This is a genomic window from Segatella intestinalis, from assembly GCF_029348455.1.
Taxonomy (GTDB): domain Bacteria; phylum Bacteroidota; class Bacteroidia; order Bacteroidales; family Bacteroidaceae; genus Prevotella.
In genome coordinates, this window is record NZ_JARJVV010000017.1 from 31,493 (window position 1) to 46,228 (window position 14,736).

Annotated in this window: 11 protein-coding genes; 6 read left to right on the top strand and 5 right to left on the bottom strand. The window is 46.2% G+C overall.

Features of this window, described 5'->3' with window-relative positions; genetic code table 11:
- Positions 1-52 precede the first annotated feature (52 nt).
- Positions 53-733 (top strand): tRNA (guanosine(37)-N1)-methyltransferase TrmD, encoded by a 681-nt coding sequence (gene trmD / locus P3T48_RS11615; protein WP_022252622.1) that lies wholly within the window; start codon positions 53-55, stop codon positions 731-733.
- A gap of 42 nt (positions 734-775) precedes the next feature.
- Entirely contained in the window at positions 776-1,333 is a 558-nt protein-coding gene (locus P3T48_RS11620) for a DUF805 domain-containing protein (protein WP_276506807.1), read from the top strand.
- Positions 1,334-1,374: 41 nt separating this feature from the next.
- Here P3T48_RS11620 and P3T48_RS11625 read toward each other — a convergent pair whose 3' ends face one another.
- The gene (locus P3T48_RS11625; protein ID WP_276506808.1) at positions 1,375-2,214 is read right to left on the bottom strand and encodes a patatin-like phospholipase family protein; all 840 of its coding nucleotides are present in this window, start codon (positions 2,212-2,214) and stop codon (positions 1,375-1,377) included.
- Positions 2,215-2,380: 166 nt separating this feature from the next.
- Here P3T48_RS11625 and P3T48_RS11630 point away from each other — a divergent pair, with 166 nt between their 5' ends.
- From P3T48_RS11630 to P3T48_RS11645, 4 genes are all read left to right on the top strand, one after another.
- Positions 2,381-3,781 carry an aminopeptidase P family protein gene (locus P3T48_RS11630; protein ID WP_276506809.1) on the top strand — a complete coding sequence of 467 codons (1,401 nt, stop codon included), beginning with the start codon at positions 2,381-2,383 and terminating at the stop codon, positions 3,779-3,781.
- Positions 3,782-3,852: 71 nt separating this feature from the next.
- Positions 3,853-5,064, top strand: coding sequence for a C1 family peptidase (locus P3T48_RS11635; protein WP_158462998.1), 1,212 nt, complete (start codon positions 3,853-3,855; stop codon positions 5,062-5,064).
- Between the two features lie 134 nt (positions 5,065-5,198).
- Positions 5,199-6,920, top strand: a complete 1,722-nt coding sequence (gene recJ / locus P3T48_RS11640; RefSeq protein WP_276506810.1) for a single-stranded-DNA-specific exonuclease RecJ — start codon at positions 5,199-5,201, stop codon at positions 6,918-6,920.
- A 31-nt stretch (positions 6,921-6,951) separates the two neighbouring features.
- Positions 6,952-8,883, top strand: a complete 1,932-nt coding sequence (locus P3T48_RS11645; protein ID WP_276506811.1) for a RecQ family ATP-dependent DNA helicase — start codon at positions 6,952-6,954, stop codon at positions 8,881-8,883.
- A gap of 1,335 nt (positions 8,884-10,218) precedes the next feature.
- Here P3T48_RS11645 and ilvC read toward each other — a convergent pair.
- The 4 genes from ilvC to ilvB all read right to left on the bottom strand — a co-directional run bounded on the left by ilvC (position 10,219) and on the right by ilvB (position 14,689).
- Positions 10,219-11,262 (bottom strand): ketol-acid reductoisomerase, encoded by a 1,044-nt coding sequence (ilvC, locus tag P3T48_RS11650; protein WP_022252252.1) that lies wholly within the window; start codon positions 11,260-11,262, stop codon positions 10,219-10,221.
- A 194-nt stretch (positions 11,263-11,456) separates the two neighbouring features.
- The gene (locus tag P3T48_RS11655; RefSeq protein ID WP_158464387.1) at positions 11,457-12,242 is read right to left on the bottom strand and encodes an acyl-[acyl-carrier-protein] thioesterase; all 786 of its coding nucleotides are present in this window, start codon (positions 12,240-12,242) and stop codon (positions 11,457-11,459) included.
- 108 nt (positions 12,243-12,350) lie between these two features.
- On the bottom strand, positions 12,351-12,896 hold the full coding sequence (ilvN, locus tag P3T48_RS11660) for an acetolactate synthase small subunit (RefSeq protein WP_022252249.1): 546 nt from the start codon (positions 12,894-12,896) through the stop codon (positions 12,351-12,353).
- Between the two features lie 77 nt (positions 12,897-12,973).
- Complete coding sequence (gene ilvB, locus P3T48_RS11665; protein WP_217757346.1) at positions 12,974-14,689, bottom strand: biosynthetic-type acetolactate synthase large subunit; 1,716 nt, start codon at positions 14,687-14,689, stop codon at positions 12,974-12,976.
- Between the last annotated feature and the right edge of the window lie 47 nt (positions 14,690-14,736).

Here is a 14,736-nt window from a genome sequence, read left to right on the forward strand (position 1 = left end):
ATCTGCCAAACATTTGCTTCTTTCCTGTAGAATGATTAACTTTGCAGACATTATGAGAATAGACATCATTACAGTATTACCCGAAATGCTGGAGGGATTTTTCGGAGAATCCATCCTGGCCCGTGCACAGAAGAAAGGACTGGCAGAGATTCATCTGCACAACCTGAGAGACTATACACTCGACAAATGGAAACGTGTAGACGACTATCCATACGGTGGAAGCGCCGGCATGGTGATGCAGTGTGAACCTATCGACCGTTGCATCTCTGCCCTGAAGGCTGAACGCGACTACGATGATGTCATCTACGTGTCGCCTGATGGAGAGACCTTCAACCAGAAGATAGCCAACGAGATGTCGATGCAAGGCAATCTCATCATTCTGTGTGGACACTACAAAGGTATCGACCAGCGTGTGCGCGACCACCTCATCACCAGAGAGATCTCCGTGGGCGACTATGTGCTGACAGGAGGCGAACTGGCAGCTGCCATCATATCTGATGCCGTGATACGACTCATACCAGGTGTGATCAGCGACGAGCAGAGTGCACTGTCTGACTGTTTCCAGGACGACATCCTCGCTGCACCCATCTATACCCGACCTGCCGACTACAAGGGATGGAAAGTACCCGAGATCCTCTTGAGCGGAAACGAGGCAAAAGTAAGACAATGGGAATTCGACCAAGCCATGGAACGCACCAGACGACTGCGCCCCGACTTGTTGGGAGAAGAATAGAGAAAATCAACATAAATTATTAACTATTAAACCAATTTTATTATGGCTAATTATGCAGAAAAACCCCAGATGGGATTTATTGAGGCATGCTCGACAGCATGCAAGAAAATCGTAACATTCAAAGGCAGAGCACGCCGCTCCGAGTTTTGGTGGGCCGTATTAGGTATATTCATCATCAACCTCATCATGACTCCTGTCGGCTATATGGGAACAGCGGGTGTCATCATCTCCAACCTCGTCAGCCTTGCCATTACCATTTTATCCTTATCACTGACTTTCCGCCGTCTGCATGACACAGGCCGTAGCGGATGGTTTGTTGGCATACCCTTCATTATCAGCATGATTGGTCTTGTTGCCATTTTCTATGGCATTCTCAGCATGGACATCAATATCTTTGAACTGATAGAAACTCCTGACATGCTGAGCCAGGAAATCATTGAAAACATGAACAACAGCACCTCTATGAACATTATGGCCGGTTCTTTTTTGTTTATCATCAGCGGACTGCTAAGTCTCGTAGTATTCGTCTTCTGCTGCTTGGATTCAAAACCAGGAACCAACAAGTACGGCGAAAGCCCCAAGTATGTAGAAGAGGTATAAACAACAGAACTTTCGCAAGTACTATAAATAAAACAAGCATATCAAAGATGCTCCTTACAGAAGGCTTCGCCCAGAGCGAAGCCTTCTTCGTATAGGCGCTCCAGCTTGTCGGTATCCTTTTCGATACGTCCCACTTCCAATGGCCGCAAGGGACGTATGCAGGTTATCTTGCCTGCAGCCTCCAGGTCGTCTATCAGTTGTATCTGCTCATTATATGCCTTATGACGATGACTCAACGCCACACGCAGACGCGGATAGTTCTTATATATATAAGGTATCTTTCTGTCCTTCCCGTCATCACGCCATCCTTTGTTGCGCGTCAGCACCACCACATTGTGCTCATATCCCTTCTCTATGGCACGCAGTACCGGAATACTGTCGGCTATACCACCATCCAGCATCGGGATACCATCCACCCATACTATCTTGCTCACAAAAGGCAGACTGCTGGAGGCACGTACAATGTCGAGCGCACGCTGTCGGTCATGATTCTCTGACATATACATGGCCTTTCCTGTCAGACAGTTGGTGGTAACCATCTCAAAACGGTCGGCATACTTGAAGTAGGTATCAAAATCAAAGGGCAACAGTTGATTGGGAAACTTGTCGTAAAGCAATTTCCTGTCGAAAATACACCCCTGAGTCACCAGATGGTGCAGGCCAATATACTGATAGCGGGCCAAATAATCAATATTGGAAATACGTGCACGACGTGGCTGACGGCTCATATACGACATACCGTTACAAGCCCCTGCCGACACTGCCACCGTGAAGGGGAAATACAAATCATACTTCATAAAGGCATCCAGCACACCACTGGTAAACACACCACGCATACCGCCGCCTTCCAACACCAAACCTGCACTAAGTCTTAAGTTCATAACCTACTATCCGTTTCTATTTTTTATCCGTTTTGCAACAAAATGTAGTCCGAATCTATTAATATTTTATAAATTCACACTAAATATACACTTTTGATTGCAAAGATAAGCATTTTTAGGGAAATAATTACTAACTTTGCAGCAAATTAAAGTAAAATTCTAAAATATGTTTAGCAAGGATACTTATATCAAGCGCCGCAAAGAGTTGAAAGAACTGGTAGGAAGCGGCGTCATCATTATTTTTGGCAACAACGAATCGCCTTGCAATTTCCCTAATAACGGGTATGCACCTTTTCGACAAGACTCTTCGTTCCTGTATTACTTCGGACAAAACCGAGACGGATTGGTTGGTGTGATAGATGTAGACAATGACATCGAGACACTCATTGGCGACGACATAGACATTGAAGACATCGTTTGGTACGGAAGCGTAGACAGTGTGCACGATATGGCTGAACAAGTGGGAATCCAGAACACGGCTCCAATGAAGTCGCTGAAGACCATCTGCAACAACGCCATGTCGAAGAAGCGCAAGATACACTTCCTCCCTCCTTACAGATGGGACATCAAGTTGCAGATATTCGATCTGCTCGGCATTCATCCCAACCAGCAGAAAGAGGAAGCATCGCTTACTCTCATTCAGGCTGTAGTGAAGATGAGATCTACCAAGTCGGCAGAAGAGATTGAGGAACTGGAGCGTGCTGCTGTCATCGGTTACAAGATGCACACCACAGCCATGCGACTTACCCGTCCGGGGCTGACTGAGAAATATGTAGCAGGACAGGTCGACGGCATTGCCAACTCGTATGGTGCCATGGTCAGTTTCCCAACCATCTTTACCCAGCACGGTGAAATCATGCATGGCAATCCATCCATGAACATACTCCAGGAAGGCCGCTTGGCTCTTTGCGATGCAGGTGCAGAAACCATCAACAACTATTGTTCTGACAATACACGCACCATGCCTGTAAGCGGTAAGTTCACACAGCGCCAGCTGGAGATCTACTCTATCGTGGAAGCCTGTCATGACTATACACTCGAGGTGGCCAAGCCTGGCGTAAAATATGCAGACGTACACTTTGCTGTATGCCGACTGATGTTTGATAAACTGAAGGAACTGGGACTTGCCAAGGGCGATACCGAAGAGGCTGTAAGAGCCGGAGCTCATGCCATGTTCCTGCCCCACGGCTTAGGTCACATGATGGGTATGGATGTACACGACATGGAGAACCTTGACCAAATAAACGTAGGCTTCGACGAGGAGGTTCGTCCTAACTTGGAACAGTTTGGTACCAACTGTCTGCGCATGGGACGACGCCTGCAGGAAGGCTTTGTCGTAACAGACGAACCGGGCATATACTTTATTCCAGCACTCATCGACGACTGGAAGGCAAAGGGGCACTGCGCAGAGTTCCTCAACTTCGACAAGCTGGAAACATACAAGGACTTCGGAGGAATCCGCATCGAGGACGATGTGCTCATCACCAAGGATGGCTGCCGATTTATCGGTAAAGACCGAATCCCCTACCACCCTAAGGATGTGGAGGTGTTCATGGGCAAAGAGTAAGAAGTTCTCAGATGCCCCAACCTAAAGAGAAAGAATACAACATTATTAATAATTTAAAAAGAGAAAAGTTAATGAAGAAGACATTGATTGTTGCTGCCATGATGGCTTTGGTTGCCACAGGTGCAAGCGCAAAGACAGCGAAGGACTCAGCTGCCATCGCTAAGAACAAGCCTGTATTTACAGTGGTAAAGCAGAACCCTATTACAAGCATCAAGGATCAGAACCGTAGCGGTACGTGCTGGGCATACTCTACCCTCAGTTTCTTTGAGAGCGAGATTCTGAAGAAGACTGGCAAGACATACGACCTCAGTGAGATGTACGTAGCCAACAAGACTTATATGGATCGTGCCACTATGGCAGTCCGTATGCATGGAGACGTTAGTTTCTCACAGGGTGGCAGCGCCTACGATGTACTCTATGCTTTGCAGCACTATGGCATCGTTCCTGAGAACGCCATGCCTGCACCAGGCACTTTGACCGGTGACTCACTTGCCAACTTCGGCGAGTTCTTCGATGTCATGACTCCTTACGTAGAGGCTGTAGCCAAGAGCAAGGCCAAGAAGATTTCTACTGCATGGAAGAGCGGCTTGCAGGGCATCATCGACTCTTATATCGGCGAAACTCCTGAGAAGTTCACATACGAGGGCAAGCAGTACACTCCTGAGACTTTCTGCAAGAGCCTCGGCATCAATCTTGACGATTATGTTTCCATCACCAGCTATACTCACCACCCAATGTGGAGCAAGTTTGCTGTTGAGGTACAGGACAACTGGCGCTGGCCTTTGAGCTACAACGTGCCTATGGAAGACCTCTGCAAGATCATCGACAACGCCGTTAATAATGGTTACACTGTAGCATGGGGTGGCGACGTGACCGAAGATGGTTTCACACGCAAGGGCTTAGGTATCGCCTACGATGTTAAGAAGGTACGCTCTATGGCTGGCACCGATGCCGACCACTGGTTCAAGCTCTCAAAGAGCGAGAAGAACGAAAAGCTCGACTCACTCGGCGTGAATGCTCCTGAAATCGTTCCTACACAGAAGATGCGTCAGGATGCTTTCGACAACTGGGAGACTACCGACGACCACGGCATGCACATCTATGGTATCGCCAAGGATCAGAACGGTAAAGAGTACTATATGGTAAAGAACTCTTGGGGCGAGTATGGCGACTACAAGGGAACCTGGTACATGACCAAGGCATTCGTAGCTTACAAGACCATGGATTTCATGGTTAACAAGAATGCCATTCCTAAGGATATCCGCAAAAAGCTCGGCATCTAAAAACAATCAACAAACATACCGTAAGGGGCTGCAAAAATACTTTGCAGCCCCTTATTTTATTATTTTCATCTAAAACATTTCTTATTGTCATAATATTTTCGTAACTTTACAGCCAGAAAATAAAAAACAATAAAATGCATTTTAAATGGAATTATGAAGCACCGACACCAGAACAGCAAAAAACGGCTAAAGAATTAGGCGACAAGCTCAATGTCAGCCCTATCCTTGGTCAGCTTCTTATCCAGCGAGGCATCACCACAGAATCGGCTGCAAAGAGATTCTTCAGACCACAGCTGGCCGACCTCATCAATCCCTTCCTGATGAAGGATATGGATGTGGCTGTCGACCGACTGAATGATGCCATGGGACGGAAGGAACGCATCTTGGTCTATGGAGACTACGATGTAGACGGATGCACGGCTGTTGCCTTGGTATACAAGTTTCTGCAGCAGTTCTATTCCAATATAGAATACTACATACCCGATCGGTACGACGAGGGGTATGGAGTAAGCAAGAAGGGAATAGACTATGCCTACGAAACAGGTGTCAAACTGATTATTATCCTCGACTGCGGCATCAAGGCAGTCAAGGAAATAGAGTATGCCAAGACTCTTGGCATCGATTTCATTATCTGTGATCACCACGTGCCCGACGAGGTGATGCCACCGGCCGTGGCCATACTCAACCCCAAGCAACCAGACGACCCTTTCCCATTCAAGCATCTTTGTGGATGTGGCGTAGGCTTCAAATTCATGCAGGCTTTTGCCAAGGACAACGGAATACCTTTCTCACGACTCATTCCCCTGCTCGATTTCTGTGCCGTCAGCATTGCTGCCGACATCGTACCGGTAGTAGACGAGAACCGCATCCTGGCTTTCCATGGTCTGAAGCTACTCAACTCCAATCCCAGCATAGGCCTGAAATCTATCATCGATATCTGCGGACTCAACGGACGTGAAATATCCATGAGCGATATCGTCTTCAAGATAGGACCACGCATCAATGCCTCCGGACGAATGGAAAACGGCAAACTGAGTGTTGACCTCTTGGTGGAGCGCGATTTTGCCACAGCCCTGCGCATGGCAAAACATATCAATGAATACAACGAACAGCGCAAGGACATCGACAAGCAGATGACCGAAGAAGCCAACGGCATCGTGTCGAGACTGGAAAGCCAGAAGCACAACTCCAGCATCGTCCTCTACGACGAAGGATGGAAGAAAGGCGTGATAGGCATCGTGGCATCACGACTGACCGAAATCTATTTCCGCCCCACCGTGGTACTCACAAAAGAAGGCGACATGGCTACCGGCTCTGCCCGCAGTGTGACAGGATTTGACGTTTACTCTGCCATCAAGAGCTGCCGCGACCTGTTGGTCAACTTTGGCGGACATACCTATGCTGCCGGACTCACCCTGAAATGGGAACATGTCAAGGAGTTCAGAAACCGTTTCCAGAAATATGTGGAAGAACACATCTCGCCTGAACAAACCGAGGCTATCCTGAACATAGACGCTGTCGTCGACTTTAAGGATATCACCAAGCACCTCCACAACGACCTGAAGCGCTTCTCACCCTTTGGTCCCTGCAACCAGAAGCCAGTATTCTGCACCCACCGGGTGTACGACTATGGCACAAGCAAGGTGGTGGGACGCGAGCAGGAACACATCAAGTTGGAACTGGTAGACTCCAAGTCGAGCAATGTGGTCAACGGAATTGCCTTTGGACAGAGTGCGTCTGCCCGATACATCAAGAGCAAGCGCAGTTTCGACATAGCATATACCATCGAGGAGAATGTCTTCAAGAAAAATCAGGTACAACTGCAGATAGAAGACATACGACCCAATGAAAACTGAATAGACACAAGATCTCATACCCTATCAACCCATGGATAAATTTCAGGAGATATTACATACTTACTGGGGATTTTCCGACTTCCGTGGCATACAGCGCGATATCATCGAAAGCATTGCCGCCGGAAAGGATACTTTGGGTTTGATGCCTACAGGTGGAGGAAAGTCTATCACGTTTCAGGTTCCTGCACTTGCACAGGAGGGTGTGTGCATCGTCATTACACCTCTGATAGCCTTGATGAAAGACCAGGTACAGCACCTCAAGGAGCGCGGCATACAGGCTGCAGCCATCCATGCCGACAAATCGAGAAGTGAGGTGATACAGATTCTCGAAAACTGTATCTTTGGTGGTATCAAGATTCTGTATGTATCACCCGAACGACTCGCCTCCGAGATTTTCCAAACCAAACTGCGCCATATACCGGTGAGTTTCATCACTGTAGATGAAGCCCATTGTATCAGCCAGTGGGGCTACGATTTCCGTCCTTCCTACCTGAATATTGCCAGCATCAGGGATATGAAACCCAACACCCCTATCCTTGCCCTTACCGCTACGGCTACACCAGACGTTGTCAACGACATACAGGAAAAACTGCATTTCGAGAAGAAGAATGTGTTCAAAATGAGTTTTGAGCGCAAGAACCTGGCATATATCGTACGCACCGTAGGCGACAAGATCAACGAGATGGTGCACATCCTGAGATGCACAGAAGGCTCTGCCATCGTCTATGCCAGAAGCCGGAAACGTACCAAGGAGATTGCCACCCTGCTCAACCAGAATGGCATCAAGAGCACCTTCTATCATGCAGGACTCCTGCCATCTGTAAAAGATGAGCGCCAAAAAGCCTGGCAACAGGACGAGGTGAGAGTCATCGTGGCTACCAATGCCTTCGGTATGGGTATCGACAAACCTGATGTAAGGATGGTTATCCATATCGACTGTCCCGACTCATTGGAAGCATATTTCCAGGAGGCTGGACGCGCTGGTCGAGACGGCAACAAGGCTTATGCCGTATTGCTCTACGACCCCAGCGATGAGCGAAAACTCAGGAAACGTATCGACGATACATTCCCGCCAAAAGACCTGATCAGGAATGTTTACGAGCATCTGGCATACTTCTTCCAGATAGGCGTTGGCAGCGGAAAAGGAAAGACATTCGAGTTCAATATAGAAAAGTTCAGCTATATCTACAAGTTTTTTCCTGTCAGGGTGGACTCTGCACTCAGAATTCTGGAACGTAGTGGCTACATACACTACGAGGACAATCCCGACGGAAAGGCACGTCTCATGTTCTGCCTGAACAGAAACGATCTGTATTTGCTCGACAACCTCTCTCCCAAAGAGGAGGCCATTGTGACGGCTCTGCTGCGTACCTACGGCGGGCTGTTCACCGACTTCGTTTATATCGATGAGAGCCTGATAGCCCATCAGGCTGATACCAGCACAGAACAGGTATATGTCGTTCTCAAGAACTTCGCAGCACGCCATATCGTCAAGTTCGTGCCAAGGCGCAAGACTCCTTATATCACATACACCAGAGACAGAATAGATGGCGAGAAGGTTCTCATACCACAAGAAGTATGGGAACAGAGACGCGAGCAATACGTACGGCGAATAGAAGGAATCCTGCATTATGCACAGGAAGATTACATCTGCCGTTCCAGACAGTTGCTGGCATACTTTGGCGAGGCAAGCCGCGAGGACTGCCACCAGTGTGATGTCTGCCTGGAACAATACACCAGCAACAAAACAAGAAAACAGGAATTCGAGAAAGCCAAACAGGCCATACGCCAGCTGCTTGGCGACCACAAACCGCACTTCATCATCGAACTGCGCAACATCCTGCTTCCTTCCGAGTACGTGGATGAAGCATTGGAATACTTAGTGGGTGAAAATCAAATCCATATCGATGGATCGTATATCTCTTCTGACATAGATCTTGGTTTGGATATGCATCGATATTGAGTATTTTTGGTTTGGAAATGGAATGCGAAATAATAGTTTTGATTTGGAATGGTCCGATGACATCGGATACAGTAACGACTCAGAAAGGTAAGTCTTTCACTTTGTATAATATTCCGTTATATTATGCCGGATATCTGCAGGTGTTCTTGGATAGAAATTCCGCATAAACGCAGTGATATTTACATTTATTCAGCAACTTAATGGAATAGCTGTAGATGGTTGGCTAAATTAATATGGTTCATGCACGTTAATTTGTTTTTTGATAAAAATGTATCAAAGTATCATTTTTGATATTCAATATCGTTATAACTAATTGATATAATACCAGTTATCAACAATGAGACTTCTCTTGAAATATGAGATAAAGTATCATAGAAGTATCACAAAAATCTCATTTTAAGCGAAAAATATCATTTTCGATGCGGCATTATGCCTTATTCCACGTTATTAAGATAATCAATCATTAAGCCAACTTACGCAAATGGGAAGTTAAAGAAGTTAAAGAAGTTCGTGCCCACCACATGATCCCTTATGGACCAACGTATGGGCATCCGCAGAACAACCAGCGGGCATCAACAGAACAAGCCTCGGGCACACACTGCCAACATGGCGGGGCAACGAGTGCCCAAATAATAAGATTTATTTTGGGCACTATCATTTCTATTTCCAACAAGCATTCAAAGAAAACATAATGAAGAATACCTGCATCAACTTTCGCAAATGGGGAAGTTAAAGAATTTAAAGAAGTTAGAGAAGTTAAAGCCATATGCTTTACAGATAGATATTCAACCCAAAAGGCTGTTGGCTATAACTTCTAACGACCGAAGGGAGTGATAACTTCTTTAACTTCTATAACTTCTGAACTTGCTAAAGTTCAGTATCTGAAAGATAAAGCAGAAGACTGGGAAAAGGCTGGAAAAGCCTAAAATCGGCCCAAAATGAGACTTCTATGATACTTTTATGATACTTTTTGCAACAAAACACAAAAAGTATCATTTATTATATACACCTATAAATCAGTGCATTACAAATATTTTTAAGTCAAGAATGATACTTTGAGACTTTTCTTTCAAAAAAAAACTACGTAAAGTTCTGCCAAGCCTCTATCTATCATAATTGATTTCCACGAACAGACATTATTTGACAGTCTACAAGAGTGGTAACTACGATCTCATTATTTTATAACTGCTCACAATTTGTGACTGGTTTATTGTTATCTATATTATTTGCAATATTTATGTCTTCATTTTGAGGTATCAGCATTGGAACAAAAAAACAAAAGGGAACGACCCCTCACGGACCATTCCCTTTCCAACATTATGTACGAGAAAAAAATTAGTTGTTCTCAGGACGAAGTTTACGTACAGTAACACCAGCCTGCCACATCTCTTTGTTGCGCATAGCCTCGAGTTCTGCGTTCAACTTCTCACGGTAGTCAGGCTGAGAGTTCTTGTCGATAGAAATCTGTGCCTCATTACCTGTCTTAACAGAGTAATACAACCACTCCATAACTGGCTTGATAGCCTCGCGGAAACGAGGAGCCCAGTCGAGCGCACCACGCTGTGCAGTAGTAGAGCAGTTAGCATACATCCAGTCCATACCCTTCTCACCGAAGAGAGGGCCAAGGCTCTGTGTCAGCTCCTCAACAGTCTCGTTGAAAGCCTCTGATGGTGAGTGACCATTCTCACGGAGCACATCATACTGAGCCTCCAACAATCCCTCGATGGCACCCATCAAAGAACCACGCTCACCAGTAAGGTCAGAAGTAGCCTCACGATGGAATGTAGTCTTGAACAAGTAACCGGCACCGATACCGATACCGAAGGCAATTGTCTTCTCCTCAGCCTTGCCAGATGCATCCTGGTAAACAGCATAAGAGCAGTTCAAACCACGACCCTCGCAGAACATAGTGCGGAGAGAAGTACCAGAACCCTTAGGTGCAACCATGATAACATCAATATCCTTTGGTGGAACTACGCCTGTGCGATCGCTCCAGTTGATAGCGAAACCATGTGAATAATACAAAGTCTTACCTGCTGTAAGATACTGCTTAATCTTTGGCCAAACAGCAATCTGGCCGGCATCAGAAAGCAACATACAGATGATAGTACCCTTCTGAACAGCCTCCTCGATAGAGAACAAAGTCTTACCAGGAACCCATCCGTCCTTCAGACATTTCTCATAAGTCTTACCCTCACGCTGACCAACGATTACGTTGAAGCCATTGTCACGAAGGTTGCATGCCTGACCAGGACCCTGAATACCATAACCGATAACGGCGATAGTTTCATTTTTCAATACTTCACGTGCTTTCTCCAATGAAAATTCATGACTGGTGACTACTGTTTCAATTACGCCACCGAAATTCATTTCTGCCATAATAAAAATTTTTTGTGCGACTACTGTTGTGAAGCCGCGGGTTTTACTTATCCATACGGATGCGAGCCCTACTTATTCAAAGAAAGTCTTTTGATCCGTCCACTCCCTATCCAAGAAAGCGGCTATGGGTTTATTCCTTTTATTAATTCGGTTGCAAAGGTAATAAATCATTATGAAACAACCAAATTTTTCTTTCACTTTTTTATAAATTTCGCTTTACTTCTTACAACTTCTATATCTTTTTCAGAATTTTGCATGCTTTTTGTTACTTTTATGCAATATTCATTCTCTCCTACTTTCTCCATATAGAAGTTCAATTTATCGCCTTGATGGCTCTCTGCCACATAAGCTATTTCGAATCTTTGCAGGAAATGGGCCTTATAGTAATCCAAATCAAACAAATCGAGGATGTGCTCGATATATTTCACCGAATTGATATGTCCATTGACGTCCACATCATTATAATAGGTGTCAATGGTTCTGACGAGTTGGGCATCTGCCGACATCTTCACCCTCGAGCTGGCAGCAATGGGACATTCCTTTTCTGTCTCGATATACTGAGATATCAAGCCATCGTTGATCGAGAAGATGTCTACAGGCTGGCGGCTCTGCGTGTCTATCATAGCCCACACACTCTTGCCGTAACCATATACTTTCTCCTCCTCACCTGCCGGTGATGCGCTGCAGATCTTGAAGTCGCGCGCTGTAAAATACTTCATGGCATTCTCCACCCATGTCTCCACTGCGAACTTGTCATACGACTTGGGCATCTCTGTCATCTCAATGGCAAGACGGCTCAATACCCATGTGCGATGGCGAGGCATGAGATAGTTCATACCATATCCCCTGTCGTTGCTATGAAAATCGGCAGCATTCAACAGATGATTGCCCAAATGCCCCATAAACAAGTGACTGGAATAGTCACAATGAAAAGGTTCCGAAAGGAACTCATATCTTCCTACTTTGCTTAATAATTCCATATCTCGTACTTGTTTTATTATATAAAAGTCGTATTTCCATAGTCAGATGACCATAGAAATACGACTCTTATAATTCATATTTTATACTATTTTCATCACTCTATGAAGTTACTCCTCTTCGCCTTTTTTAAGATAATCGGATACAGGCTCATCATAACTTCTTGTCACAGCAATGCGTCCAGAGCGAGTATACTGCAAGAGACAGTCAAAGCTGTTGAGCTGATGGAACAAGTCGGCGATGTCTTCTGTCAGTCCTGCAAGGAGCACCGTGCTGTAAGTAGGATTTACCTCCATCATGCGTGCATCGTGCTTGCGGATGGTACGCGACACCTCAGGATTTTCCAGCAAGACGGGTGTGGAAATCTTGAAAAGAGCCACCTCGTGGATAAAGATCTGGTCATCGGTATAATAGTCACTCTTCACCACATCAATCTTTTTCTCTATCGCCTTGTTGATTTTCTCTATCTGCTCCTCGTCACTCCACACTGTAATGGTGTACTTGTGAATGTTCTTGATACTGCTGGCAGATACATTCAAACTCTCGATATTCACCTGTCTGCGAGTAAACACGGCTGTAATCTGATTCAGAATACCGGCAATGTTCTCAGAATAAACAAGCAGTGTATATAATTTCTTTTCGTTGTTATTCTCCATAATCTTATCGTTCAAAGAAGTTGATACTTCACCCCTCTTTCACAAGGAGTCGATTCCTCACTCTTCCAGTTCCACTCTTAATAGTTCAACTCGAGCTGCATCTCGTCCACGCTCTTGCCTGGCAGAGTCATAGGCACGATGTCCTCGTCCTCCTTGATGGCGCACTCCAAGAGATAAGGGCCCTTGGTGGCAATCATTTTCTCTACCTTTGCCTTCAAGTCCTTGCGGTCGATGACCACATCGTAAGGAATACCATAGGCATGAGCCACCTCTGCATAACGTGGATTCAACATGTGGGTGAACGAACGGCGACCCTCGAACATCAGGTCTTGCCACTGACGCACATTGCCCAAGTAGTTGTTGTTCAGCAGAATCATCTTCACAGGAGCCTGCTGTTCCATGATAGTACCCAGTTCCTGGATGTTCATCTGGAAACCGCCATCACCGAAGAAGCAGCAGATTGTCCTGTCGGGAGCACCGAAAGTAGCACCGATGGCTGCAGGCAAACCGAAGCCCATGGTTCCGAAGCCACCACTGGTGACGATAGACAATTTCTTGGTAAACTTAAAATAACGGCTGCTGATCATCTGATTCTGACCGACATCATTCACGAGCACAGCCTCGTTGTGAGTAGCCTCGGTCACCACATTGGTCACCTCACCCATCAACAGTGGACCTTCCTTAGGATGAATGTCTTTCTCGATAACTTTCTCCTGCTCCTGCTGGCGATACACATCGAAAGAGTCGCGCCATTCACGGTGTACATTCTTATTCAGCAGACGTGTGATGGCTGGCAACGACTGTTTGCAGTCACCGATGACAGCGACATCCGTCTTTATCACCTTGTCTATCTCGGCCTTGTCAATATCGAGATGAATCACCTTAGCCTGAGGAGCATACTTGGAAGGAACACCCGTGATACGGTCGCTGAAGCGCATACCGATGGCTATCAGCACATCACACTCCTGCGTCTTCATGTTGGTGGCATAAGAGCCATGCATACCGAGCATACCCATATTGAGAGGATGATTGCTGGGCAGAGCTGAGAGTCCGAGAAGCGTACGTCCTGCAGGGATATCGGCTTTCTCCAAGAACTCCAACAGTTCATTGTGGGCACCACCAAGTTCCACGCCATGACCCACCAAGGCAAAAGGTTTCTTTGCCTTGTTGATGAGTTCGGCTGCCTCAGCCACAGCCTGCTCGTCAATCTTAGGATAAGGATTATAGGATGTCACCTTCTCACACTTCACCGGTTCCCATTCGCAAGAAGCCACCTGGGCATTCTTGGTGAAGTCGAGCACGACAGGACCCGGGCGACCGCTACGGGCGATATAGAAAGCACGGCTTACAGCCCATGCCACATCCTCAGGACGTCTGATCTGATAAGACCATTTGGAGATTGGCTGGGTAACACCCACCAAGTCTACTTCCTGAAATGCATCAGTACCTAAGGCACCAACACCCACCTGACCAGCAATAACCACAATAGGGGTTGAGTCCATCATGGCATCAGCAATACCAGTCAGCGTATTGGTTGCACCAGGACCACTTGTCACAAGAGTCACTCCCACCTCACCGCTGACTCGGGCATAACCCTGTGCAGCATGAGCAGCAGCCTGCTCGTGACGTACCAAGATGTGATCAAACACCTTATTTTCTCCTCTCGTGTAACCATACAGTGCATCAAACACTGGCATGATGCTTCCACCCGGATAGCCGAAGATGGTTGTCACCCCTTCTGCCTGCAATGAGCGCATCAATGCTTCTGCTCCTGAAATTACTTCTTTTGCCATTTATACTTATTGTTTTTATATGATGAGGGAAGTTAAGTGGGAACTCA

Excerpts from the sequence above, each read along its gene's own strand:
- trmD (WP_022252622.1), top strand. The coding sequence starts at position 53 with ATGAGAATAGACATCATTACAGTATTACCCGAAATGCTGGAGGGATTT.
- P3T48_RS11620 (WP_276506807.1), top strand. The coding sequence starts at position 776 with ATGGCTAATTATGCAGAAAAACCCCAGATGGGATTTATTGAGGCATGC.
- P3T48_RS11625 (WP_276506808.1), bottom strand. The coding sequence starts at position 2,214 with ATGAACTTAAGACTTAGTGCAGGTTTGGTGTTGGAAGGCGGCGGTATG.
- P3T48_RS11630 (WP_276506809.1), top strand. The coding sequence starts at position 2,381 with ATGTTTAGCAAGGATACTTATATCAAGCGCCGCAAAGAGTTGAAAGAA.
- P3T48_RS11635 (WP_158462998.1), top strand. The coding sequence starts at position 3,853 with ATGAAGAAGACATTGATTGTTGCTGCCATGATGGCTTTGGTTGCCACA.
- recJ (WP_276506810.1), top strand. The coding sequence starts at position 5,199 with ATGCATTTTAAATGGAATTATGAAGCACCGACACCAGAACAGCAAAAA.
- P3T48_RS11645 (WP_276506811.1), top strand. The coding sequence starts at position 6,952 with ATGGATAAATTTCAGGAGATATTACATACTTACTGGGGATTTTCCGAC.
- ilvC (WP_022252252.1), bottom strand. The coding sequence starts at position 11,262 with ATGGCAGAAATGAATTTCGGTGGCGTAATTGAAACAGTAGTCACCAGT.
- P3T48_RS11655 (WP_158464387.1), bottom strand. The coding sequence starts at position 12,242 with ATGGAATTATTAAGCAAAGTAGGAAGATATGAGTTCCTTTCGGAACCT.
- ilvN (WP_022252249.1), bottom strand. The coding sequence starts at position 12,896 with ATGGAGAATAACAACGAAAAGAAATTATATACACTGCTTGTTTATTCT.
- ilvB (WP_217757346.1), bottom strand. The coding sequence starts at position 14,689 with ATGGCAAAAGAAGTAATTTCAGGAGCAGAAGCATTGATGCGCTCATTG.